Genomic DNA, 22,840 nt, shown 5'->3' with positions numbered 1-22,840 from the left:
ACCCCATTTGGCAGTGAATAAGTTATTGTTTATGTAAAGGTAAGACCAATTTCAATGTCCCTCGTCGGGGTGCGGATATGTCGTTACAATGCGCCACCACGCGACGGGCGTCGGACCGACTGGTCGGCTTCGCGCCGCCTGTGGCTGAAAATGCGAGAAAAAATGAGTCATCTGCCCATCAACGTGCCCCGGCTGGCCGATGCGATCGTGCGCGAGCTGGAGGCCAGCATCCTCGATGGCGTGTACAAGCCCGGTGATCGTCTGCCGCCGGAACGGCAACTCGCCGACGAGTTCGGCGTATCGCGCGCTTCGTTGCGCGAAGCCATCAAGCAACTGTCTGCGCGCGGCATGGTCGACAGCCGGCAGGGCGGCGGCACTTTTGTGACCGACCGGCTGGAGCGCAGTTTCAGCGGCCCGTGGGAAGAGCTGCTTGGCCAGCATGTCGATCTGCGCGACGACGTGCTGGAGTTCCGGCGCATGCTCGAAGGCGAAGTCGCCGCGCTGGCGGCGGTGCGGGCGACCGATGCCGACCGGACCCGGCTGGCGCAGCTGTTCGCCGAGCTGGAAGCCAGCTACGCGACCGGTGACCTGGTGCTGCAGTCGACGGCCGACGTCGCCTTCCACAGTGCGCTGGCCGATGCGGCGCACAATGTGCTGCTCGCCCACCTGACCACCAGCCTGCTCGGCATGCTGCAAAGCAATATCCACGACAACATCGCCAATCTGTTCAATATCAAGCCGGTGGCCAGCGATCTGCTGGCCCAGCACCGGGCGATCTGGCATGCGATCGACGGCCGGGACCCGGCCCGTGCCCGCGCTGCGGCAGAGACGCATCTGGACTTTGTCGCCAATACCCTGGCGGCGATGCGGGTCGAGGCGCGCCGGGTCGAGCGGGCGACGCGGCGTCTGGCCGCGCAGTGACTGCTGCAGCGTGAGTGGCGCCTGCGGGGCAGGCCGCTGCTTTACTTGTCCGTTCCCGGTGGCGGAATTCCCGGCTGTCCAGACCATCGGGGACCTCCTTTTGCCATGCCCGCCATGGGCAGACCGCATGCCATAGCTCTTTCGGTCTAGTCCCGTTTAGTTCTCTTGCCTTGGCCCGGACCACCGTCCGGCCAGTTATCGCTGGCGCCCGGCCCGCGTAGCCTTCTGTTCGTCATCAAAGTCATTGGACGGCCTGCTGTGGCGGTGTCGTTCGGCGAATGCGCACGGAGGCAAGATGAGTCACTTTCTCGACCGGCTGAAGTTCCTCAGCAAAACAAAAAGCACCTTTTCCAATGGTCACGGCGCCGTCGTCGACGAAGACCGGACCTGGGAAAACGGATATCGCAGCCGCTGGCAGCACGACAAGATCGTGCGCTCGACCCATGGCGTGAACTGCACCGGCTCCTGTTCGTGGAAGGTATACGTCAAGAACGGCCTGATTACCTGGGAAACCCAGCAGACCGACTACCCGCGTACCCGTCCCGACCTGCCGAACCATGAGCCGCGCGGCTGTCCGCGCGGTGCGTCGTATTCCTGGTATGTGTACTCGGCACAACGGGTCAAGCACCCGATGATCCGTGGTCGCCTGGCGCGACTGTGGCGCGAGGCACGCAAGACCATGGGACCGATCGAAGCCTGGGAGGCGATCAGCCAGGACCCGGCCAAGAGCAAGACCTACAAGCAGGTACGCGGCCTGGGTGGCTTCGTGCGCTCGAACTGGGAAGAAACCAACGAGATCATCGCTGCCGCCAACGCGTTTACCGTCAAGCGCTTCGGTCCTGACCGGGTGATCGGCTTCTCGCCGATTCCGGCCATGTCGATGGTGTCGTATGCGTCCGGTTCGCGTTACCTGTCGCTGATCGGCGGCGTGCCGCTGTCGTTCTACGACTGGTACTGCGACCTGCCGCCGGCCAGCCCGCAGGTCTGGGGCGAGCAGACCGACGTGGCCGAATCGGCCGACTGGTACAACAGTACCTACCTGATGGTCTGGGGTTCCAACGTTCCGATGACGCGGACGCCGGATGCGCACTTCTATACCGAAGTCCGCTACAAGGGCACCAAGACGGTCGCCGTCAGCTCCGACTTCGGCGAAATGGTCAAATTCGGCGACATCTGGCTGGCGCCGAAGCAGGGCACCGACGCCGCGCTGGCGCTGGCAATGGGCCATGTGGTGCTGAACGAATTCCACAAGACCGGCAAGAGCGAATATTTCCGCGATTACGGCAAGCAGTACACCGACTTCCCGATGCTGGTCCGCATCGAGGAAAAGGACGGCAAACTGATCCCGGGATACTTCCTGCGCGCGTCGAATCTGGACGGCAACCTGGGCGAGGACAACAACCCGGAATGGAAGACGCTGTGCTTTGACGAGCGCAGCGGCGAAATCGTCGCGCCGAACGGCTCGATCGGTTTCCGCTGGGGCGAAAGCGGCGACAAGGTCGGCCGCTGGAACCTGGAAATGAGGGATGGCGGCACGCCGCGCGATATCGATCCGCTGCTGTCGCTGGAACACGGCCGCGACGACATGGTGGCGGTGTCCTTCCCGTATTTCGGCAGCGAACATGAAGAACTGCTCGAACGCAATGTGCCGGTGCGCAAGCTGCGCCTGGCCGATGGCGAAGAAGCGCTGGTTGCGACCGTCTATGACCTGATGCTGGCCAACTATGGCATCGACCGCGGCTTTGGCGGCGGCAATGTAGCGCTGAGCTATCAGGACGACGTACCGTACACCCCGGCCTGGCAGCAAAAGCACACCGGTGTCGATCCGCAACTGGTGATCCAGGTGGCGCGCGAGTTCGCCGACAACGCCGATCGTACCCATGGCAAGAGCATGGTCATCGTTGGCGCCGGTCTGAACCACTGGTACCACATGGACATGACCTACCGCGGCATCATCAACCTGCTGGTGATGTGCGGTTGCGTCGGCCAGTCCGGTGGCGGCTGGGCCCACTATGTCGGCCAGGAAAAACTGCGCCCGCAGACCGGCTGGGCCCCGCTGGCGTTCGGCGCCGACTGGCACCGTCCGTCGCGGCAGATGAACGGCACCAGCTTCTTCTATGCCCATACCGGCCAGTGGCGGCACGAAAAACTCGGCGTGAATGAAATCCTTGCGCCGACCGCCGGTGGCGAGATGCAGTCGATGACACTGATCGACTACAACGCCAAGGCCGAACGCATGGGCTGGCTGCCGAGTGCGCCGCAGTTGTCCGCCAACCCGCTCGACGTGACTGCCGCCGCCGAGGCCGCCGGTCGCGACCCGATCGCGTATGCGGTCGACCGGCTCAAGAACGGCAGCCTGGACATGGCCTGCCATGATCCGGACGATCCGCAGAACTTCCCGCGCAACCTGTTTGTCTGGCGCTCGAACATTCTCGGTTCCAGCGGCAAGGGGCACGAGTATTTCCTGAAGTATCTGCTCGGTACGCAGAACGCGGTGCTCAGCAACGAGGCCGACTGCATCAAGCCGCACGACATCAAGGTCCGCCCGGCGCCGGAAGGCAAGCTCGACCTGCTGGTGGTGCTCGACTTCCGCATGTCGACCACCTGTCTGTACGCCGACATCGTGCTGCCGACCGCTACCTGGTACGAGAAGGACGATCTGAACACGTCCGACATGCACCCGTTCATCCATCCGCTGTCGGAAGCAGTGCAGCCGCTGTGGCAGTCGAAGAGCGACTGGGAAATCTACAAGGGCATCGCCGCCAAGTTCAGCGAACTGGCCGGTGACTATATCGGTACCCGCAAGGATCTGGTGCTGACGCCGCTGATGCACGACACGCCGCAGGAACTGGGCCAGGCCTTCGATCCGAAGGACTGGAAGCTCGGCGAGTGCGAACCGGTGCCGGGCAAGACCATGCCGGCGATGACGGTGGTCGAGCGCAACTACGGCGACATCCACCGCAAGTTCACCTCCATCGGCCCGCTGCTGGAGAAGGTCGGCAACGGCGGCAAGGGCATTGCCTGGAAGACCGGTCACGAGATCGACATCCTGCGCGGCATCAACAAGACCGTGACCGAGCCGGGTGTGTCGCAAGGCCAGCCGCGGCTGGATACGGCCATCGACGCCGCCGAGATGATTCTGTCGCTGGCGCCGGAAACCAACGGCCATGTCGCGGTCAAGGCCTGGGATGCGCTGAGCAAGATCACCGGTCGCGACCATACCCACCTGGCCATCGGTCGCGAACACGATTCGATCCGCTTCCGCGATGTGCAGGCACAGCCGCGCAAGATCATCTCGTCGCCGACCTGGTCCGGTCTGGAAAGCGAGGAGGTCAGCTACAACGCCGGCTATACCAACGTCCACGAGTACATCCCGTGGCGCACGCTGACCGGTCGCCAGCAGTTCTACCAGGATCACAAGTGGATGCGTGATTTCGGCGAGGGCTTCTGCGTCTACAAGCCGGCCATCGACCTGAAGACCACGCGTTCGGTGCTGGGCCAGCATGGCAACGGCAATCCGGAGATCGTGCTGAACTTCATCACGCCGCACCAGAAGTGGGGCATCCACAGCACCTACTCCGACAACCTGCGCATGCTGACGCTGTCGCGCGGTGGCCCGCACGTGTGGGTGTCCGAGGTCGATGCGCGCAAGGCCGGCATCGTCGACAACGACTGGATCGAGGTGTTCAACGCCAACGGCACGCTGACGGCCCGTGCGGTGGTGAGCCAGCGCGTGCCGGAAGGCATGACGCTGATGTACCACGCCCAGGAAAAGATCGTGAACGTGCCGGGGGCGGAGGTCAGCGGCAAGCGTGGCGGCATTCACAACTCGGTGACGCGCACGGTGACCAAGCCGACGCACATGATCGGTGGCTATGCCCAGCTCAGCTACGGCTTCAACTACTACGGCACGGTCGGCGCCAACCGCGACGAGTTTGTCGTGGTGCGCAAGATGAAGAATGTCGACTGGCTGGAAGGCCCGCTCAAGGAAGAGGCCTGACCGCCGCCTGATCGCGACTAGTTCTTCCGGCGGACAGGAGTCCCGGAAGGACTAGCGCGAGCGGCGAATGGTGGCGGGCGCCGCCGGACTGCACACTGTGCATACGTACCGGCGCCCCTTGACGCCCTTCCGTACAAGGAATCGCAAATGAAGATCAGAGCCCAAATCGGCATGGTGCTGAACCTGGACAAGTGCATCGGTTGCCACACCTGTTCGGTCACCTGCAAGAATGTCTGGACCAGCCGCGACGGCGTCGAATACGCCTGGTTCAACAACGTCGAAACCAAGCCCGGCATCGGTTATCCGAAAGAATGGGAAAACCAGGAAAAATGGCAGGGTGGCTGGCGCCGCCGCGACGATGGCCGCATCGAGCCGCGTCAGGGCGGCAAGCTGAAGATCCTGGCCAATATTTTCGCCAACCCGAATCTGCCCGAGATCGACGACTACTACGAGCCGTTCACCTACGACTACGAGCGGCTGCAGAACGCGCCGCTGTCGGAAACGCCGCCCACCGCACGTCCGGTGTCGGTCATTACCGGCAAGAAGATGGACAAGATCGAGTGGGGCCCGAACTGGGAAGACGACCTTGGCGGCGAGTTCGCCAAGCGCAGCAAGGACGCGCTGTTCGAAGGGGTGCAGAAGGACATGTACTCGACCTTCGAGAACACGTTCATGATGTATCTGCCGCGGCTGTGCGAACACTGTCTGAATCCGGCCTGCGTGGCCAGCTGCCCGTCCGGCTCGGTGTACAAGCGCGAGGACGACGGCATCGTGCTGGTCGACCAGGACAAGTGCCGTGGCTGGCGCATGTGCGTGTCCGGCTGCCCGTACAAGAAGATCTACTTCAACTGGAAGAGCGGCAAGGCCGAGAAGTGCACGTTCTGCTATCCGCGCATCGAAGCGGGTCAGCCGACGGTGTGCTCGGAAACCTGTGTCGGCCGCATCCGTTATCTGGGCGTGGTGCTGTACGACGCCGACAGGATCGAAGCCGCCGCCTCGGTCGAGGACGAACAGGATCTGTACGAGGCGCAACTGGGCTGCTTCCTTGACCCGAACGCCCCCGGCATTGCCGAGGAAGCGCTGAAGCAGGGCATTCCGCAGTCGTGGATCGACTCGGCCAGGCGCTCGCCGGTCTACAAGATGGCGATGGAGTGGAAGATCGCCTTCCCGCTGCATCCCGAATACCGCACGCTGCCGATGGTCTGGTACATCCCGCCGCTGTCGCCGATCCAGTCGGCGGCCGAAGCCGGCGTGATGGGCATGAACGGCATCATTCCGGACACCAAGAGCCTGCGGATTCCGGTTCGCTACCTGGCCAACCTGCTGACGGCCGGCAAGGAAGCACCGGTGCTGAGTGCGCTCGACCGCATGCTGGCGATGCGCGCCTGGATGCGCTCGAAGACGGTGGACAAGGTTGACGACACCGCCGTGCTGAAGCAGGTCGGGCTGACGCCGGCGATGGCCGATGACATGTACCAGACCCTGGCGATCGCCAACTACGAGGACCGTTTCGTGGTGCCGTCCAGCCACAAGGAAATCGTCGAGGACAGCTTCAACGAGAAGGGCTCCTGTGGCTTCAGCTTCGGCAACGGCTGCTCGGATGGCGTGTCCGAACCCAGCCTGTTCGGCAGCCGCAAGAAGGGCTCGGTGATCCATGTCGATATGCCCAGGTCGCGCAAGAAGCGCGATGCGGCCTGAGGACGGGAGAAATCATGACTGATCACTTTCGCGTGATGTCCGCGCTGCTGAGCTACCCGAGCGCCGAGCTGGTCGACGCGCTGCCGGAACTCGATGCGGTGCTGGACGCGCAACCGGCGGTGAAGGCGCAGCTGCGCCCGCTGTTTGCGCACCTGGCCGGGCACGACCTGATCGAGCTCGAAGAGACCTATGTTGCCACCTTCGACCGCGTGCCGGTCCACAGCCTGCACCTGTTCGAGCATATCCATGGCGAAAGCCGCGATCGCGGCCAGGCGATGGTCGACCTGATCGAAGAGTACCGCAAGCACGGGCTCGAACCGGCGGTCGACGAACTGCCCGACTACCTGCCGCAGTTCCTGGAACTGCTCGGCGTGGTCGAGCCGGCCGTAGCGGACGTGCTGCTGGGCGATGCCGTGCATGTGGTGGCCTATGTCGCCGGCAAGCTGGCCGGCAATGACAGCCCGTATGCCTGTGTACTGGATGCGCTGGCGCAGCTGTCGCCGGTCGCGCCGCTGCCGCTGGCCGAGCCGCCGATTCGCGACATGGATGAAATGCTGGAGACCTTCGGACCGGGTGCGGATGGCACCGAGCCACTGCTTAAACCCGCCGCCGACCCGTCCGGGGTCAGCCCGCTGAACTTCCACCCCCGCCGGACCGCCGCTGCGGCGACCCCGCGTCCCTGAGGAGTGAATGATGGATTACCTGCACAACTTCCTGTTCGGGATTTACCCGTACATTGCGCTGGCCGTGTTCCTGCTCGGCAGCCTGATCCGCTTCGACCGCGAGCAATACACCTGGAAATCCGATTCCAGCCAGTTGCTGCACCGTGGCGCGCTGCGCATCGGCAGCCCGCTGTTCCACGTCGGTATCCTCGGCGTGTTCTTCGGTCACCTGGTCGGCCTGCTGACGCCGCATGCGCTGTACGCGCCGTTCATGGCGGCAGAGACCAAGCAGCTGATCGCCATGGTCGCCGGCGGCGTGATGGGCGGCGTGGCGCTGATCGGCCTGCTGATCCTGCTGGTGCGTCGCTTCGGCAATGAGCGTCTGCTGGCGGTCACGCCGATGCGCGACCGGATCCTGCTGCCGTGGCTGCTGTTCACGCTGCTGCTCGGCCTGTCGACGATTTTCGCCAGCAGTCATCACATGGACGGCAGCGTCATGCTGCTGCTGTGCGACTGGGCCCAGGCCATCGTGACTTTCGACAGCAGTGCCGCCGGTTACATTCGCGGCGTCAGCCTGGCGTACAAGCTGCACATCTTCTTCGGCATGACCTTCTTCCTGATCTTCCCGTTCACCCGCATGGTTCATGTGTGGAGCGGGTTCGGTTCGGTCGGCTACCTCGGTCGTGCCTGGCAATTGGTACGCACGCGCTGAGGAGCGCCTTGCTGCAACGGCTGCCGATGGAGAACATCCACCGGCAGCCGTTTTTTTGTTTTCCCCGCCATCCACGGCTCTTTGTCAGTTCAGTCCGGCCCCTTTTCTCCGGCACGCAGGGTCAGGACCCTGACTCCGTTGCGGGTGACGGCAACGGTATGTTCGAACTGGGCAGACAGCTGTCCGTCGCAGGTGACCACTGCCCAGCCATCGCTTTCGGTTTCCACGTCACGCCTGCCCTGGTTGATCATCGGTTCGATGGTGAACACCATGCCCTCCTGCAGCAGCAGACCGGTGTGCGGCTTTCCCCAGTGCAGTACCTCGGGCGGTTCGTGCATGTCCCGCCCGATGCCATGCCCGCAGTATTCCCTGACGACCGAATAGCCGTTCCGCCGCGCATGCCGCTCGATGGCGTGGCCGATATCGCCCAGTCTGGCACCCGGACGCACGGCCCTGATGCCTTTCCACATGGCTTCGCAGGTCACCTGCACCAGTCGCTTCGCCTGCGGTGACACTTCTCCGACAAGACAGGTCTTGCTGGAGTCGGCGATATAACCGTTTTTCTCCAGCGTGATGTCGAAATTCACGATATCCCCGCTTTGCAGGATCTCGGTCGCGGCCGGTACGCCGTGGCAGACCACATGGTTGCGGGAGGCATTCAGGGCGTAGGCGTAGCCGTACTGTCCCTTGCTGGCCGGCCGTGCGCCAAGTTCATTCACGATGAAGCTGTCGACCAGATCATTGACCTGCAGGGTGGACATGCCGGCCAGGTCCAGTTGATCCAGCCGGGCAAACACGCTGGCCAGCAAGCGGCCGGATTCCGCCAGCAGGGCGATTTCTTCCGGTCGCTTGATCATGTTGCCGCCACCTTGACCGCTTGCGCCTCGACGCCGGCGGCGCGCAGTTCGCGAGCAATGATTTCATTGAAACTCAGCGTCGGATCCATCTCGCACAGCAGGCCCACCTTGATCCAGAACGCTGCCTGCGCATTGATCGATCGGCACGATACGGAGCTTGCCTTGCGCAACTGGTCGTGCAGATCATCGTCGATATTCACAATACCCATACTGGTCACCATATATGAATCATATATGGATCATGTATCCAGTTTGGCCGCAGGGCAAGAGGGAACGTTACCGACCCGCCAATCGGGCGGTGCGTCATCCGCCGCCGTTTCGCTACCGTCCATCCAGCACCCTGATGGGATGAAACCCGGCCTGCCTACACTGAAATCGCACCGGAGCGAATAAGGGGAGGTGTTCCGTGAATCTCAATCTGCTGTATTGCCGCAGCGATACCGTTCATGTTGCCGGTGATCTGCCGCAGGCCGGCATGCAGTTGCCCGGCTTCATGCTGGTCAACGAGCACTTCAACGATATTTCGCTGGAGAGCTTCCGCGACCGGATCAAGGTGATCATGACCGTGCTGTCGGTCGAGCTGGAGGACAGCGCGCGGCTGGTCGACGAACTGGTGGCGAGCAGTGTGCCAGCAGCGAGTGCGCCGGCACTGGTGGCACCGGTGCTGATCGTGGTCAGTGCGGATACGCCGCTGACGCTGAAACGGGTGGCGGCACAGCGCGGCTGGCATGGCGTGGTGCTGCTGTCGACCCTGCGCGGGCGCGATTTCCATCGCGACTATGGCGTAATGGTGGTCGAACACCCGTTCGCCGGACTGACCGCGCCGGCGGTGCTGGTGGCTGACCCGTTCGATGTCGTGCAGTACTCGGCACGACTGCCGGACACCGGCGGGAGTTTCGACTGGAGCGAGGTGGCGCTGGCGCTGGAAGCCCAGCCGGAGTGGATGACGCAGATGACACTCAGATGAAAACCATCGCTGGAAACGACGCCGCAGAAGCGGCGTCGTTCAGGCTGTCCATCAGGGGTTTTCGACCTTTGGCGCCCGGCCGAGCAGGGTTTCCACGACCTGCATCGGGGCCTTGCCATGGAACAGCATCGCGCAGACTGCGGCGGTAATCGGCATGTCGACGCCGAGGCGCTCGGCCTTGGCCTGGACTTCGCGCGTGGTCGGCACGCCTTCGGCGACATGGCCCAGCTCGAGCAATACCTGCTCCAGCGGCTTGCCTTCGGCCAGTTTCAGACCGACCTGGCGATTGCGCGACAGGTCGCCGGTCGTGGTCAGCAGCAGATCGCCGAGCCCGGCCAGTCCCATCAGCGTGGCCGGCTTGCCGCCCAGTGCGGTGGCCAGCCGGGTGATTTCAGACAGACCACGGGTAATCAGTGCGGCGCGGGCATTGTGACCGAAGCCGAGTCCGTCGCTGACGCCGGCCGCGATGGCCATGACGTTCTTGACCGCACCGCCGACCTCGACGCCGATCAGGTCGTCGTTGGCGTAGACGCGGAAGCGCGGGCAGTGCAGGCGGGCGGCAGTGGCAATGGCGAAGGCGCTGTCATCGGAGGCCAGCGTGATGGCGGTCGGCTGACCCCGGGCGACTTCACGGGCAAAACTCGGGCCGGACAGCGCGCCATAGGGCACGCCGGGCGGCAGGATGCCGGCGACGACCTGATGCGGCAGCAGGCCGCTGTCGGCCTCGAAGCCCTTGCAGGCCCACAGGACCGGCGGCGGCACCGGCCGGCGCTCGCAGACGGCGGTCAGCGTGGCGCGCAGGCCGGCGATCGGCGTGGCGATCAGGATCAGGTCGGCATGTTCGAGCGCTGCATCCAGGTCCGACGTCAGTGCCAGCGCATCAGGAAACGGTTCGCCAGGCAGGTAGCGCGCGTTTTCGCGCCGGGCCGCCATGTCGGCAACCTGGGCTTCATGGCGTGCCCACAGTACCGTCGGTTGCTGGCGGGAGAAGGCGATGGCGAGCGCGGTGCCCCAGGCACCGGCGCCCAGTACCGCCAGCCGGGAAGCGGTCTGTCCGGTCATTACAGTCCCCACAGCGCGGCCAGCGGCGCGTAACCGCTGACGCCATCACGATGCCTGACCTTCACCCAGCCGGATTTCGGCGGCTCCAGCAGTTGCAGTGCCACGTCCCTGGTCGCCTTGAACGACACCGACGACTTGACGTCGGGGCTGGTGCGGATCACCGCTTCCGGCGCGGTGACCACCACGGTGCGGGTCGGCGACAGGCTGGCGTACTGGACCCAGGCAATTGCGCCGCTGGCATCGCGGATGCGCGCCCATTCGTTCTGCCGGGTCAGCACTTCCACCGGATAGTAGCGGCTGACCAGGAACAGCTTGCGGCCGGCCAGGCTCGGCGAGTCGTAGAACGCCACGCCGGTGTCCTTGACCGAACGGAATTCCAGCGCCTGCACCGCGCTGGCCACCAGGGCCAGCACGGCAAACAGGGACAACCTGGTCAGGCCGGCAATACCGGTGACGCGGGTGGTCTTAGTGGGTTTCATTGCTCGCTTCGGCAGTCTGGGCGCGCTGCTGGGCGAAGAGGGCGTCGAAGTTGATCGGCGACAGCAGGACCGGCGGGAAGCCGGCGCGGTTGACGATGTCGGACACGGTTTCGCGCAGGTACGGGAACAGGATGTTCGGGCAGGCGACGCCGAGGATCGGTTCGAGGTCTTCTGCCGGGACGTTGCGGATCTGGAAGATGCCTGCCTGGCCGGCTTCGACCAGGAACATCACCTTTTCTTCCGCCTTGGCGGTCACGGTGACGGTGATCGACACTTCATAGATGCCGTCTTCGAGCTGCTGGGCCGAGGTGCCGAGCTGCATGTCGATGTCCGGCTGGGCGCGCTCAAGGAAGATGCCCGGTGCATGGGGAATCTCGAGCGACAGATCCTTGACATAGATTTTTTCGATGGAGAAAACGGGCTGCTGATCCAGCTGATCCTGCTGTTCGCTCATGATGATCTTTCGTTGAGTCGTTCGAAAACGTAAGTTGACACTGGGGCGAATGATCGCAGAAAGCCGCGCCGAGTGCCACGCGGCACAGGCTGTTGTGGCGGATATGCCAACACGCCCGGACGGGTGCCGCGTGCGTTCAGGCGCCGGCCAGCAGCAGGTCCAGCTTGCCGGCGCGCTCGAGGGCGGCCAGGTCGTCGTAGCCGCCGACGTGGGTGTCGCCGACGAAGATCTGCGGCACGGTGCGGCGGCCGGTCACGGTCACCATGCGCTGGCGCGCGTCGGCATCGAGGTCGACGCGGATCAGCGTGACATCGGCCACGCCTTTCTGCGCCAGCAATTGCTCGGCGCGATGGCAGTAGGGACAGGTGGCGGTGGCGTACAGGGTGACGGGCTGCATGGGGTCGCTTATTTGGGTTCGGGGAAAAAAACGCGTATCTCGTTGATCGTATTGTGGGTCAGCGGCCGGGACTTGCCGTTGACGGGGGCTGCCGGATAGCCGTCGAGTCGGACATCCAGGAAGCGGCCGAAACGCGCGAACTGGCCGTTCTGCCAGTCGCTGACCTGGACGCCGCCCTGCTCGCCGAAGGCGCTGACGCCGACCGGCCGGGCATTGGTTTCGACCAGCTTGCGGTACGGAGTGCCGAGCGTCACATTGCCGGGCAGACGCCAGAACGAATGGTTGCCACGCAGGATGGCCGCCTTCAGTTGCCGGCGCGCGGCGTCGTCATGCCAGAGCAGGACGACGCGCTTGGCGTCATCGTGCGGAAACAGCACGGTGGCGGGGACGGATGCCCCGTCGAGCGGGATGGTGGTTCGCTCCACGTTCCAGTTGCCGTAGTCGCGCAGCAGGTCTTCTTCGCTGCACGCCGGCTTGATGAAGGCGAGTGAACGTCCGGGGCTGATGTACCAGGTCACATTCTGCGCCTGCACCAGCAAGGGCAGCAGCAACAGCAGTGACAAGCTTAACAGGCGCCGCATTGGCGTTCCTTACAGTGTGCTGAACAGGATGCCGGCCGGAGAGGGCCGGCGCCCTGTTAACGATGGCGGTTGCCGCCGGAAATGCAAGGCGGCTCCGGCCTTATCGGCCCGCGACGGGGCGGTCTTGAACCTGCTGTGCGTCCAGCGCGGCGGCGATGCGTTCAACTAGCGAATCAAGTGCGCTGTTGCGAATGCCCGACGCATTGACAATGGCGACCAGCGCATAGCGGCGACCTCCGGCATCCAGGTAGCCGGCCAGGGCATGCACGTCATTCAGCGTGCCGGTCTTGAAGCGGGCGCGGCCGGCCAGTGCCGGCAAGCGCTGGTGCAGGGTGCCGGCACCACCGGGGCGCGGCAGCAGGGCGGCAAACTCCCCCCAGAACGGCGCGCGCTGGGCGGCGCGCAGCAATTCGCCGAGGGCGCCGGCCGTTACCCGCTCGCGGCGCGACAGACCGGCGCCGTTCTCGAACACGAAGGCGCGGCTGTCGATGCCGTGGCGGGTCAGCGCCGCGCGGACGGCGGCTTCGGCATTGCGCACGGTATCGCCGCCATTGCCGTCGCTGGCGCCAAGGGTCAGGAACACCTGACGTGCCATCACGTTGTTGCTGTAGTGGTTCAGTCCGACCAGCACTTCGGACAGCGGCGGGGATTCGTGGCTGGCCAGCAGGCGTGCATCGGCCGGCGCGTTGCCGCGCCGCACCGGCAGTCCGGTCTGACCGCTGCGCTCCTGCCAGACGGCGTCGAAGGCGGCAGCCTGGAAGGTGTCGTGGTCGAGCAGTGGCACATAGAGCACGCTGCCGTCGCAGCCGGCCGGTACCTTGCCGTTCAGCACCAGATTGCGTTCCTGCGCGCTGGCGCTGACATGGCGGCCGACACCGCCGGTGCAGGCGCCGGGGGTCAGGGTCAGCCGGTTGCGGGTGTCGATGCCGCGCAGCGGCGGGTCGAGCACGACCTGCCAGCCGCTGTCGCCGGCGTACAGGCGGACGGCGGCGGTCTTGTACTGGGTCAGCAGCGGGTCCGGGCCGACCTGATAGGTGCGCCCTTCGTCCGGGTCCTGCTCGCTGGAGCTGCCCAGCGAGGTGAACGCCGACTTGTCCAGCAGCAGGGCGCCGTCGATACGGCGGATGCCGCGATCGCGCAGTTGTCCGGTCAGGTCGGCCAGGGCGTCGAAATCGAACGCCGGGTCGCCGTTGCCGCGCCAGTACAGATCGCCGGCCAGGCTGGTGCCATTGACCGGCGCACTGCTGTACAGACCGGTCTGCCAGTGGAAATCGGGGCCCAGTGTGTCCAGGGCGGCAAAGCTGGTGACCAGCTTCATGGTTGATGCCGGATTGACCGCGGCGTCGGCACGATGGGTGTAGACCGGCGGCCCGCCGTCGAGTGGCGCGACCCACAGCGCCAGCGTGCCGGCATCGATCGGGCCCAGCGGGGGCAGGGGGGCGGACAGGGCCGGCACGGCAAGAAGGGACAGCAGCAGACAGGACGCGCGATGCAGCAGGGACACGGGCAACAGCCAGAAAGCGGAGAAGCGCGTATCTGAACGCAAAGCCGGGACTTTGCCAAGGGGATAGCCGTGCATGTCCGGCAATGCGACATTTATCCGGAGAAAGACTGGTGCATCTGCCCGTGTGCGACGACAATCGCGCGAATCCAATTGCTGATGAATGCCGAGGGCATCCGATGACATGGCTGCGACGCTGACCCGCTGGTACCCCGAGAACCTGGATTTCTGGCTGACGCGCGGCCGTTTCGTCGCCCGCCGCAATCTGGTCTGCTCCATTTTCGCCCTGCATCTGAACTTCAATGTCTGGATGATGTGGAGCATTGTCGTCATCAATCTGCCGGCGGTCGGTTTCCAGCTGTCCGACGACCAGCGCTTCTGGCTGGTGGCGGCGCCGCCGTTGTTCGGCGCCATGCTGCGCATCGTCTACTCGATGGTGTGGTCCTGGGTCGGCGGCGCAACCTGGCTGGCACTGTCCACGCTGATCCTGCTGTTGCCGGCGATCGGCGTCGGCTTCGTGGTGCAGGACATCTCCACCCCGTTCTGGGTACTGTTCGCCATGGCGGCACTGTGCGGCTTCGGCGGCGGTGCCTCGGCGTCGCACCTGTCGCATACCGGCTTTTTCTTTCCGGCCGCGCGCAAGGGCTACGCACTGGGGATGAATGCCGGCATCGGCAATCTTGGCGTCTCGGTCGCGCAACTGCTGATTCCGCTGGCGATCAGCGTGCCGCTGTTCGGCCATCTGGCCGGCGCACCGCAGATCTGGGGCCATGGCGAGGAAGTGCGCCAGGTGTGGCTGCAGAACGCCGGTTTCATGTGGGTGCCGCTGATCCTGCTGGGGGCCTGGGCCGCCTGGCGCTACGGCAACAATATGGCCGGCGTGCGGCTGACGCCGCGCGACCAGTTGAACGTGATCCGCATCCCGCATACCTGGTATGTGTGCCTGCTGTACATGGGCACCTATGGCACTTTCCTTGGCTTCGCCGCCGCTTTCCCGCTGCTGACCAGTCGCATGTTCCCGCTGGAGGACGTCACCGGCTACCTGTTCGTCGGCCCGATGCTGGCAGCTCTGGCGCGCCCGTTCGGCGGCTGGCTGTCCGACCGGATTGCCGGCAGCGTGGTGACCTGCGGTGCCTATGCGGTAATGGCGCTGTCGCTGGTGGCGCTGCTGCTGACGCTGCCGTCCAGCAGCGACGCGGGGCATTTCACTGCCTTTGTCTGCGTGTCGCTGGTGCTGTTCACCGCGGCCGGGCTGGGCAATGGCTCGTCTTACCAGATGGCGCCGAAAGTGTTCCTGATCGAGGCCGGCCGGCGGGCTGCGCGTGAAGGACTGGACGTGAATACCGCTTATGCGGACGGCAGCCGTGCCGGTACGGCTGCCATGAACGTGTCGTCGGTGATGGCGGCATTCGGCGGTTTTTTCATTCCCAAGACCTTTGGCTGGTCGCTGGCGCTGACCCATGGTGTGGCGCTGGCCGTACTGATTTTTCTGGCCTTCTACCTGGTCGCGCTCGGGGTCTGCATCTGGCAGTACGCCCGGCCGCATGCAGTCGTGCGTGTCTAGCACCGATCCGGCAATGTTGATGTCATTGGGCGTGGCATTGCCTGATGACATCCACGCGCCGGCGCGGTCGTCATCCTGCAAAGCTTGACCGGGGTCAACTCCGGGCTGTCACACGATTGCATCAGTGTTTGCTGATAATGAGAATGTGTCCCATCCCACCTCTTTCTGTCGGAATTGCCATGTCATCGCTTGTTGCGCTTGCCCCCGCCACCCCGGCCGCGGTCTCGGCGCTGAATCTTCCCCGGGACGCAGCGGGCCGCCTGCGCTGTTTCGGTATCGAAACCGGCGCCCATATCCAGGTCGTGCGTCGTGCGGTACTGGGCGGACCGCTGCTGGTCCGTATCGGCTGCACGGACGTGATCCTGCGCCGTGACGTGGCGCGCCAGATCGAGGTGACGCCGCTATGAAGCGCTTCGCCCTGATCGGTCTGCCGAATACCGGCAAGTCCACGCTGTTCAACCGCCTGACCGGGCTGTCGCAACGGGTCGGCAACTGGCCGGGACTGACGGTCGAGATCGCCCGCGCCAAAATCCTGCTTGGCGGCCACATGGTCGACCTGATCGACCTGCCGGGCATCAACGACCTGTCCGGCTATGCCGAGGACGAGGCGGTAGTGCGGCAGATGCTGACCGACAGCGATTTTCACGCCTTCGTCGTCATCCTCAATGCGACCCAGCTCGACCGGCAGCTGCGGCTGGCGCTGCAGCTGCGCGCGACCGGCGTGCCCTTGCTGGTGCTGCTGAACATGTCGGACGAGGCGCGCCAGCTCGGCATCACCGTCGACGAGGCCCGGCTGTCGAAGGAACTGGGCGCGCCGGTGCTGATGACCAGCGCGCGGCGCGGCGAGAACTGGCCGGCCGTGCTGGAGGCGCTGGCCCGGCTGGCCAATGGCAGCGACGAGGCCCGTCATGCGGTGCTGCCGCCGCAACTGGCCGACGAAAGCGACGCCGTCGCCTGGTCGCTGGCGCAGCGTGCGCTGGCCGACGCCACCTTCCATGTGCCGCCCCGGCTGTCCGAAAGCACGACCGAGAAGGTCGATCGCTGGCTGCTGCATCCGTGGCTGGGCCTGCCGCTGTTCTTCGTGCTGATGGCCATTCTGTTCCAGCTGACCTATCTGATCAGTACGCCGATCCAGGACGGGCTGGACGAGGGGCTGGGCGCCCTGCGCGGCGCGGTGCTCGATCCGCTGCTGTCCGGTGCGCCGTCCTGGCTGTCGGGCTTCCTGCTCGACGGGGTCTGGACCGGCATGACCACGGTGCTGACCTTTGCGCCGCTGGTGTTCGTGTTCTTCGTGCTGATGGCGATTGTCGAGGATGCCGGCTACCTGGCCCGCGCCGCCTTCCTGATGGACGCAATGATGAGCCGGCTCGGCCTGGACGGCCGCGGCTTCGTCATGCACCTGATGGGCTTCGGCTGCAATGTGCCGGCCATCATGGGGACGCGCATCATGCGCGACCGCAAGATGCGGCTGCTGTCGATGCTGACCATCCCGTTCTCGGTCTGCTCGGCACGGCTGCAGGTATTCCTGTTCTTCTCCACCACGATGTTCTCGCCGCTGGCCGCGCCGTGGGTGCTGTTCAGCCTGTACCTGGTCAGCTTTGCCGTCGCCATGCTGTCGGCCTGGCTGTTCAAGCGCGGTTTCCACAGTCACGAGCTGTTCGTGCTGGAAATTCCGCCGTACCGGCTGCCGACGCCACGCCATCTGCTGCTGCGTGCCTGGGGTGAAGTGCGGGCGTTCCTGAAGCTGGCATCGACCATGATCCTGATCGGCGTGGTGCTGGTCTGGGCGCTGACCACCTTCCATATCGGGGCGAACGGTCCGACCTTTGCCGAAGCGCTGGGGCACTTCTTCCGGCCGCTGCTGGCACCGATCGGCATCGAGGACCGGCTGGCGGTGGCGCTGATGTTCGGCTTTGTCGCCAAGGAAATCCTGCTCGGTTCGATGGCGGTCATCTATGGCGTGCAGGAGAACAACCTCGGTGACGTGGTCGTCCGCCACATCGACTGGATCTCGGCCTACAGCTTCATGCTGTTCACGCTGATCTATGTGCCGTGCGTCGCCACCGTGGCCGCGATCTACAAGGAGTCGAAGAGTTTCGGCTTCACCACGCTGTCGGTAGCGTGGTCGCTGGGCCTGGCCTGGGTGGTCAGCTTCGTGTTCTACCAGAGCGCGCGACTGCTGGTCGGCTAGCCGCGCGCAGCCCGCAACAGCATGACGCCCGGCGCATCCTGCGCCGGGCGTTGTCGTTCCGGCTCCGCCCGGAAAGCGGGGCGGCAAGATTTGCCGTTGGCACGTCCGGCACTGCGGCATTCGCTGTGCCGGATTTTTGTCGCGTTTGAAAACCCAGCAAAATCAGGGGGCTGGCTGGCCCGATACGCCGGGTTGCATCTGGCACGAAACCTGCTTTAATGTGTCCCGTTCATACTGTCATCGCAGCGGATACCCATGCTCGACAAGATCGCCAAACATTTCGAACTGCAGCAGAAGTCACTCGACCTGCGCGCCAGGCGCAACGAGGTCATTGCTTCGAACATCGCCAACGCCGATACGCCGAACTACAAGGCGGTCGACTTCGACTTCGCCTCGGCACTGAAGGCCGAGCTGGCCGGTACCCAGTCGAGCCTGGGCATGAACCGCACCGATGGCCGCCACCTGAGCGGCAAGCAGACCAGCGGCAGCGACGGCGTGGAAGTGCAGTATCGCCAGGCCGTACAGCCGTCGATTGACGGCAACACCGTGGACATGGACCAGGAGCGCTCCGCCTTCATGGACAACTCCATCCACTATCAGTCCACGCTGACTTTCCTCAACCGTCGGATCAGCGGTCTGTCCGACGCCATCAAGGGTCAATAATCATGTCGCTTAGTCGCGTCCTCGATATCGCCGGCAGCGCGCTGACGGCCCAGTCCAAGCGCCTGAACGTCGTCGCCAGCAACATGGCCAACGCCGACAGTGCGGTGTCCAGCAACGGCGAGCCGTACAAGGCCCGGCGCATCGTGTTCACCCCGATCCCGGTCGACAGCGCCGAACCGAAAATCGCCAAGGTGGCAGTGACCGCCATCGTCGAAGACCAGTCGCCGCCGCGCATGAGCTACGACCCGGGCAACCCGCTGGCCGACAAGAACGGTTACGTGACCATGCCGAACATCAACCCGGTCGAAGAAATGACCGACATGATTTCCGCATCGCGCTCGTACCAGACCAACGTTGAAATGATGAACACGACCAAGCAGCTCTTGCAAAAGACGCTGACCATCGGCCAAGCCTGATCCCGGAGCGAACCCAGATGACCACCGCCGTTACCACCAACCCGTACGACAAGTTCAATACGTCGAGCACGACGACCAAATCCGGTTCCAGCGCGATCCAGGACCAGTTCCTGAAACTGCTGATGGCCCAGCTGCAGTCGCAGGATCCGCTGAACCCGATGGACAACTCGCAGGTCACCAGCCAGATGGCCCAGCTGAGCACGGTCGAAGGGATCGAGAAGCTGAACACCACCATGACCTCGCTGTCGTCGGCCTATGCCGCCAGCCAGAGCTTCGCGGCCGCCGGCATGATCGGTCACGTCGCGCTGACCCCGGGGTCCGGCCTGCCGCTGACGGTCAAGACGGCCGAGGACGGCACCAAGAGCGGTTCGTCGGCCGGTGCCGTCGAGCTGCCGAACGGCGCCGATGCCGTCGTGGTGTCGGTCTACGACAGCAAGGGCAACCTGGTCGACAAGGTCAGCATGGGCGCGCAGGAAGCAGGCACCGCCCACTTCGTCTGGGACGGCAAGACCAGCGATGGCACGCAACTGGATTCCGGCAACTACACGTTCAGCGTCAGCGCCACCAAGGGCGGCGCGGCGACCACGGCGACGGCACTGGCCTATTCGCGCGTCGATGCGCTGACCTGGAAGGACGGCAATGTCCTGCTGGCACTGTCGACCGGCGAGAACGTCGATATCAGCAAGGTCCGCGAACTGATGTAAGCGGTCACGACCGTCCACGCGTTACGCATCTACCGAATATCAGGTTTACAAGGGATTCATCATGGCTTTCCAACACGGTCTGGCCGGCATCAACGCCGCAAACAATCAGCTCGGCGCCATCGGCAACAACATCGCCAACGCCTCCACCGTCGGCTACAAGGGCTCGCGTGCCGAGTTCGCCGACATGTTCGCCGCCAACTTCTACGGCGTGGCCGCGACCCAGAACGGCATCGGCGTGTCGACCACCGCGATCGCCCAGCAGTTCAAGCAGGGCAATGTGAGCACCACCGGCAACCAGCTTGACCTGGCCATTTCCGGCAACGGCTTCTTCGTCATGCAGAACGCCAACGGCACGACCTATACCCGCAACGGCCAGTTCCAGATCGACCGCAACGGCTACATCAACAACAACGGCGACTTCCTGATGGGCTGGGGCGTCGATTCGTCCGGCAACGTGATGAAGGGTTCGATGTCGCAACTGCAGGTCGATACCAGCCTGCTGGCGCCGCGTCCCAGCGACTGGAACAACAGCCCGGTCAAGTTCGGCCTGAACCTCGATTCGCGCGTGACGCCGCCGGCCAATGGCACGTTCTCCCCGACCGACCCGAAGTCGTACAACAACACCACGTCGACCGACATCTACGACAGTCTCGGCAACCCGCTGTCGCTGTCGACCTACTACGTTCGCACCGCAACCGGCTGGGATGTGTACGCGTCGGTCAACAACCCGAACCAGCCGGCCAGCGCGACCAACCCGACCCTGCTGAACGGCGGTGTCGCGCAATCGATGAAGTTCAACTCCGATGGTTCGATGTCGACCTCCGGCATCCTCAACTTCGGCACCTATACCAGCCTGGCCGCCGTGGGCGCCAACCCGCTGAAACTTACGCTGGACTTCACCGGCACCACCCAGTACGGTACCGAGTTCGCGGTCAACAGCACGACGCAGCAGGGCTATGCCCCGTCGGTGCTGACCAACCTGCAGTTCGGCAAGGACGGCATGGTGACGGCGCGCTACTCGAACGGCCAGAGCAAGACGCTGGGCCAGATCGCGCTGGCGAACTTCGCCAACCAGCAGGGTCTGCAGCCGATCGGCGGCAACCGCTGGATCCAGTCGTACACGTCCGGCAACGCCGTGATCAACCAGCCGGGCAGCACCAACGTCGGCCTGATCCAGTCGCAGGCGCTGGAAGATTCGAACGTCGACATGACCGGCGAACTGGTCAACATGATTACCGCGCAGCGTTACTACCAGGCCAACGCGCAGACCATCAAGGTCGAAGACGCGCTGATGCAGACGCTGATTTCGCTGCGCTAACCGAAAAGCGGATCTGACGCATGGACAAGATGCTGTATATCGCCATGAATGGCGCCAAGCATGTGGAACTGCAACAGCAGGTCACGGCGAACAATCTGGCCAATGTGCATACGCCGGGCTTCAAGGCCGAGCTCAGCGCGTTCCGCGCGCTGCCGGTCGTCGGCGACGGGACGCCGACACGGGCGTACAGCGTCGATTCGACCATCGGTCACGACAGCAGCGAAGGCGCGATGATGACCACCGGCAACGACCAGGACTTCGCCATCAAGGGGCGGGGCTGGTTTGCGGTGCAGGACTCGACCGGGCAGGAAGCCTATACCCGGGGCGGCGGTTTCGTCGTCGACGAGAACGGCATCATGCGCACGCCGCTGGGCCGGGTCATCCTTGGCGAGGGTGGCGGCCCGATCACCGTGCCGCAGAACACCAAGATCATGATCGGCGAGGACGGCACGGTGTCGTCGGTGCAGACCGACCAGACCCCGCGCACGGTGGATATCCTCGACCGCATCAAGCTGGTCGGCGAGACCAACGGCGAGTTCTACAAGGGGACCGACGGTCTGTTCCGCCGCAATGACGGCCAGCCGGCCCAGGCCGACGACGGCGTGCGGGTGCAGACCGGGGTCATCGAGCAGAGCAATGTCAGCATGGTCGATTCGCTGACCAAGATGATCAGCCATGCGCGTCACTTCGACATGAGCGTCAAGCTGATGCAGACTGCCGACCAGGACGCCCAGCGTGCCACGCAACTGATGTCCGTGAACAACTAAAACCGCTTAATACAGTGAGCGCGTCCGGCAACGGCGCGCTTGCCGGGGATTCCGATGCTACGCTCCCTCTATATTTCCAAGACCGGGATGGATTCGAGCCAGTTCAAGCTCGATGTGGTGACCAACAACCTGGCCAACACCAACACCACCGCGTTCAAGAAGGGCCGGGCGAACTTCAACGACCTGATGTACCAGGTCGTGCGCCAGCCGGGCTCGCAGAGTTCGCAGAACACCATGCTGCCGACCGGCCTGCTGGTCGGTACCGGTGCCACGCCGGTCGCGACCGAGCGGATCTTCACCCAGGGCAACCCGCAGCAGACGTCCAACAGCTTCGACCTCGACATCAACGGCCGCGGCTTCTTCAACGTCCAGCAGCCGGATGGCACCATCGCCTATACCCGCGACGGCACTTTCCACACCAACGATCAGGGCCAGCTGGTCACGTCGCTGGGCTTCCTGGTCGACCCGGCGATCACCGTGCCGCAGGGCGCACAGAACTTCTCGGTGTCGAGCGACGGCATCGTGACGGTGAAAATGCCGGGCCAGACGGCGCCGCAGCAGATCGGCCAGTTGCAGATTTCGGACTTCATCAACCCGCAGGGTCTGGAGTCGATCGGCAACAACATGTATCTGGAAACCGCTGCCAGCGGCACGCCGACGACCGGCAACCCGACGGCAGATGGTCTGGGCACGATCATGCAGGGCTATCTCGAAGCCAGTAACGTCAACGTGACCGAAGAACTGATCAACATGATCGAGGCGCAGCGTTCGTACGAACTGAACTCGCGCGGCGTCAAGACCAGCGATGAAATGCTGCAGCGTCTGGCGCAGCTCTGATCCGGTTTTTTTTGCGGCTGCCGCCTAAACCGGCGGGCCGGATGGTCGACAAAGCAGAGGAAGGGTTTTGCCACGCGACCCGTTCGCGT

23 protein-coding genes are annotated in these 22,840 nt (G+C 64.3%); 15 read left to right on the top strand and 8 right to left on the bottom strand.

Annotated elements, in window-relative coordinates; genetic code table 11:
* Positions 1 to 162: 162 nt before the first annotated feature.
* The 5 genes from DFO50_RS01185 to narI all read left to right on the top strand — a co-directional run bounded on the left by DFO50_RS01185 (position 163) and on the right by narI (position 7,993).
* Complete coding sequence (locus tag DFO50_RS01185; RefSeq protein WP_028498070.1) at positions 163 to 921, top strand: FCD domain-containing protein; 759 nt, start codon at positions 163 to 165, stop codon at positions 919 to 921.
* A 295-nt stretch (positions 922 to 1,216) separates the two neighbouring features.
* Positions 1,217 to 4,921: a nitrate reductase subunit alpha gene (locus DFO50_RS01180; RefSeq protein ID WP_028498069.1), complete on the top strand. Its 3,705-nt coding sequence runs from the start codon at positions 1,217 to 1,219 to the stop codon at positions 4,919 to 4,921.
* A gap of 147 nt (positions 4,922 to 5,068) precedes the next feature.
* The gene (narH, locus tag DFO50_RS01175; protein ID WP_028498068.1) at positions 5,069 to 6,619 is read left to right on the top strand and encodes a nitrate reductase subunit beta; all 1,551 of its coding nucleotides are present in this window, start codon (positions 5,069 to 5,071) and stop codon (positions 6,617 to 6,619) included.
* A gap of 14 nt (positions 6,620 to 6,633) precedes the next feature.
* The gene (narJ, locus tag DFO50_RS01170) at positions 6,634 to 7,302 is read left to right on the top strand and encodes a nitrate reductase molybdenum cofactor assembly chaperone (RefSeq protein ID WP_028498067.1); all 669 of its coding nucleotides are present in this window, start codon (positions 6,634 to 6,636) and stop codon (positions 7,300 to 7,302) included.
* A 10-nt stretch (positions 7,303 to 7,312) separates the two neighbouring features.
* Entirely contained in the window at positions 7,313 to 7,993 is a 681-nt protein-coding gene (gene narI, locus DFO50_RS01165) for a respiratory nitrate reductase subunit gamma (protein WP_028498066.1), read from the top strand.
* 89 nt (positions 7,994 to 8,082) lie between these two features.
* On the opposite strand, the gene map is transcribed toward narI, so the two are convergent.
* Both map and DFO50_RS01155 read right to left on the bottom strand, forming a co-directional pair.
* Positions 8,083 to 8,850, bottom strand: a complete 768-nt coding sequence (gene map, locus DFO50_RS01160) for a type I methionyl aminopeptidase (RefSeq protein ID WP_028498065.1) — start codon at positions 8,848 to 8,850, stop codon at positions 8,083 to 8,085.
* The gene (locus DFO50_RS01155; RefSeq protein ID WP_112691924.1) at positions 8,847 to 9,059 is read right to left on the bottom strand and encodes a ParD-like family protein; all 213 of its coding nucleotides are present in this window, start codon (positions 9,057 to 9,059) and stop codon (positions 8,847 to 8,849) included. The genes map and DFO50_RS01155 overlap by 4 nt, the downstream gene beginning before the upstream one ends.
* Before the next feature lie 197 nt (positions 9,060 to 9,256).
* Here DFO50_RS01155 and DFO50_RS01150 point away from each other — a divergent pair, with 197 nt between their 5' ends.
* Positions 9,257 to 9,817, top strand: a complete 561-nt coding sequence (locus DFO50_RS01150) for a thiol peroxidase (RefSeq protein ID WP_112691923.1) — start codon at positions 9,257 to 9,259, stop codon at positions 9,815 to 9,817.
* A 51-nt stretch (positions 9,818 to 9,868) separates the two neighbouring features.
* On the opposite strand, the gene DFO50_RS01145 is transcribed toward DFO50_RS01150, so the two are convergent.
* The 6 genes from DFO50_RS01145 to dacB all read right to left on the bottom strand — a co-directional run bounded on the left by DFO50_RS01145 (position 9,869) and on the right by dacB (position 14,294).
* The gene (locus tag DFO50_RS01145) at positions 9,869 to 10,879 is read right to left on the bottom strand and encodes an NAD(P)H-dependent glycerol-3-phosphate dehydrogenase (protein ID WP_036385098.1); all 1,011 of its coding nucleotides are present in this window, start codon (positions 10,877 to 10,879) and stop codon (positions 9,869 to 9,871) included.
* Complete coding sequence (locus DFO50_RS01140) at positions 10,879 to 11,358, bottom strand: SH3 domain-containing protein (RefSeq protein ID WP_112691922.1); 480 nt, start codon at positions 11,356 to 11,358, stop codon at positions 10,879 to 10,881. The genes DFO50_RS01145 and DFO50_RS01140 overlap by 1 nt, the downstream gene beginning before the upstream one ends.
* Positions 11,345 to 11,812: a protein-export chaperone SecB gene (gene secB, locus DFO50_RS01135; RefSeq protein ID WP_028498060.1), complete on the bottom strand. Its 468-nt coding sequence runs from the start codon at positions 11,810 to 11,812 to the stop codon at positions 11,345 to 11,347. Before secB ends, DFO50_RS01140 begins: the two co-directional genes overlap by 14 nt.
* 136 nt (positions 11,813 to 11,948) lie before the next feature.
* Entirely contained in the window at positions 11,949 to 12,209 is a 261-nt protein-coding gene (gene grxC / locus DFO50_RS01130; protein WP_028498059.1) for a glutaredoxin 3, read from the bottom strand.
* A gap of 8 nt (positions 12,210 to 12,217) precedes the next feature.
* A complete protein-coding gene (locus tag DFO50_RS01125) occupies positions 12,218 to 12,790 on the bottom strand; it encodes a hypothetical protein (RefSeq protein WP_107888812.1) in 573 nt (190 codons plus the stop codon).
* 100 nt (positions 12,791 to 12,890) lie between these two features.
* The gene (dacB, locus tag DFO50_RS01120) at positions 12,891 to 14,294 is read right to left on the bottom strand and encodes a D-alanyl-D-alanine carboxypeptidase/D-alanyl-D-alanine-endopeptidase (protein ID WP_233495156.1); all 1,404 of its coding nucleotides are present in this window, start codon (positions 14,292 to 14,294) and stop codon (positions 12,891 to 12,893) included.
* 181 nt (positions 14,295 to 14,475) lie between these two features.
* Between dacB and DFO50_RS01115 the strand changes: the two genes are divergently transcribed.
* The 9 genes from DFO50_RS01115 (at position 14,476) to flgG (ending at position 22,751) form a co-directional block, all read left to right on the top strand.
* A complete protein-coding gene (locus DFO50_RS01115) occupies positions 14,476 to 15,855 on the top strand; it encodes an MFS transporter (RefSeq protein ID WP_028498057.1) in 1,380 nt (459 codons plus the stop codon).
* Positions 15,856 to 16,034: 179 nt separating this feature from the next.
* On the top strand, positions 16,035 to 16,262 hold the full coding sequence (locus DFO50_RS19065) for a FeoA family protein (protein ID WP_028498056.1): 228 nt from the start codon (positions 16,035 to 16,037) through the stop codon (positions 16,260 to 16,262).
* Complete coding sequence (feoB, locus tag DFO50_RS01105; protein ID WP_028498055.1) at positions 16,259 to 18,046, top strand: ferrous iron transport protein B; 1,788 nt, start codon at positions 16,259 to 16,261, stop codon at positions 18,044 to 18,046. Before DFO50_RS19065 ends, feoB begins: the two co-directional genes overlap by 4 nt.
* 255 nt (positions 18,047 to 18,301) lie before the next feature.
* Positions 18,302 to 18,709, top strand: coding sequence for a flagellar basal body rod protein FlgB (flgB, locus tag DFO50_RS01100; protein ID WP_028498054.1), 408 nt, complete (start codon positions 18,302 to 18,304; stop codon positions 18,707 to 18,709).
* 2 nt (positions 18,710 to 18,711) lie between these two features.
* Positions 18,712 to 19,125 carry a flagellar basal body rod protein FlgC gene (flgC, locus tag DFO50_RS01095; RefSeq protein WP_028498053.1) on the top strand — a complete coding sequence of 138 codons (414 nt, stop codon included), beginning with the start codon at positions 18,712 to 18,714 and terminating at the stop codon, positions 19,123 to 19,125.
* Between the two features lie 17 nt (positions 19,126 to 19,142).
* Positions 19,143 to 19,829 (top strand): flagellar hook assembly protein FlgD, encoded by a 687-nt coding sequence (locus DFO50_RS01090; protein ID WP_028498052.1) that lies wholly within the window; start codon positions 19,143 to 19,145, stop codon positions 19,827 to 19,829.
* A gap of 61 nt (positions 19,830 to 19,890) precedes the next feature.
* Entirely contained in the window at positions 19,891 to 21,147 is a 1,257-nt protein-coding gene (gene flgE, locus DFO50_RS01085; protein WP_112691921.1) for a flagellar hook protein FlgE, read from the top strand.
* Positions 21,148 to 21,167: 20 nt separating this feature from the next.
* Entirely contained in the window at positions 21,168 to 21,914 is a 747-nt protein-coding gene (flgF, locus tag DFO50_RS01080) for a flagellar basal-body rod protein FlgF (RefSeq protein ID WP_028498050.1), read from the top strand.
* A gap of 54 nt (positions 21,915 to 21,968) precedes the next feature.
* On the top strand, positions 21,969 to 22,751 hold the full coding sequence (gene flgG / locus DFO50_RS01075) for a flagellar basal-body rod protein FlgG (protein WP_028498049.1): 783 nt from the start codon (positions 21,969 to 21,971) through the stop codon (positions 22,749 to 22,751).
* The last annotated feature ends 89 nt before the right edge of the window (positions 22,752 to 22,840 follow it).

Source organism: Microvirgula sp. AG722 (assembly GCF_003269145.1).
In the GTDB taxonomy this organism is placed as follows: domain Bacteria; phylum Pseudomonadota; class Gammaproteobacteria; order Burkholderiales; family Aquaspirillaceae; genus Microvirgula; species Microvirgula aerodenitrificans.
The sequence above is the reverse complement of the archived record's forward strand: the minus strand, read 5'-3'. Positions and strand labels throughout refer to the sequence as shown.

Coding starts and splice junctions, on each gene's coding strand:
- DFO50_RS01185 (WP_028498070.1), top strand. CDS start 163: ATGAGTCATCTGCCCATCAACGTGCCCCGGCTGGCCGATGCGATCGTG.
- DFO50_RS01180 (WP_028498069.1), top strand. CDS start 1,217: ATGAGTCACTTTCTCGACCGGCTGAAGTTCCTCAGCAAAACAAAAAGC.
- narH (WP_028498068.1), top strand. CDS start 5,069: ATGAAGATCAGAGCCCAAATCGGCATGGTGCTGAACCTGGACAAGTGC.
- narJ (WP_028498067.1), top strand. CDS start 6,634: ATGACTGATCACTTTCGCGTGATGTCCGCGCTGCTGAGCTACCCGAGC.
- narI (WP_028498066.1), top strand. CDS start 7,313: ATGGATTACCTGCACAACTTCCTGTTCGGGATTTACCCGTACATTGCG.
- map (WP_028498065.1), bottom strand. CDS start 8,850: ATGATCAAGCGACCGGAAGAAATCGCCCTGCTGGCGGAATCCGGCCGC.
- DFO50_RS01155 (WP_112691924.1), bottom strand. CDS start 9,059: ATGGGTATTGTGAATATCGACGATGATCTGCACGACCAGTTGCGCAAG.
- DFO50_RS01145 (WP_036385098.1), bottom strand. CDS start 10,879: ATGACCGGACAGACCGCTTCCCGGCTGGCGGTACTGGGCGCCGGTGCC.
- DFO50_RS01140 (WP_112691922.1), bottom strand. CDS start 11,358: ATGAAACCCACTAAGACCACCCGCGTCACCGGTATTGCCGGCCTGACC.
- secB (WP_028498060.1), bottom strand. CDS start 11,812: ATGAGCGAACAGCAGGATCAGCTGGATCAGCAGCCCGTTTTCTCCATC.
- grxC (WP_028498059.1), bottom strand. CDS start 12,209: ATGCAGCCCGTCACCCTGTACGCCACCGCCACCTGTCCCTACTGCCAT.
- DFO50_RS01125 (WP_107888812.1), bottom strand. CDS start 12,790: ATGCGGCGCCTGTTAAGCTTGTCACTGCTGTTGCTGCTGCCCTTGCTG.
- DFO50_RS01115 (WP_028498057.1), top strand. CDS start 14,476: ATGGCTGCGACGCTGACCCGCTGGTACCCCGAGAACCTGGATTTCTGG.
- DFO50_RS19065 (WP_028498056.1), top strand. CDS start 16,035: ATGTCATCGCTTGTTGCGCTTGCCCCCGCCACCCCGGCCGCGGTCTCG.
- feoB (WP_028498055.1), top strand. CDS start 16,259: ATGAAGCGCTTCGCCCTGATCGGTCTGCCGAATACCGGCAAGTCCACG.
- flgB (WP_028498054.1), top strand. CDS start 18,302: ATGCTCGACAAGATCGCCAAACATTTCGAACTGCAGCAGAAGTCACTC.
- flgC (WP_028498053.1), top strand. CDS start 18,712: ATGTCGCTTAGTCGCGTCCTCGATATCGCCGGCAGCGCGCTGACGGCC.
- DFO50_RS01090 (WP_028498052.1), top strand. CDS start 19,143: ATGACCACCGCCGTTACCACCAACCCGTACGACAAGTTCAATACGTCG.
- flgE (WP_112691921.1), top strand. CDS start 19,891: ATGGCTTTCCAACACGGTCTGGCCGGCATCAACGCCGCAAACAATCAG.
- flgF (WP_028498050.1), top strand. CDS start 21,168: ATGGACAAGATGCTGTATATCGCCATGAATGGCGCCAAGCATGTGGAA.
- flgG (WP_028498049.1), top strand. CDS start 21,969: ATGCTACGCTCCCTCTATATTTCCAAGACCGGGATGGATTCGAGCCAG.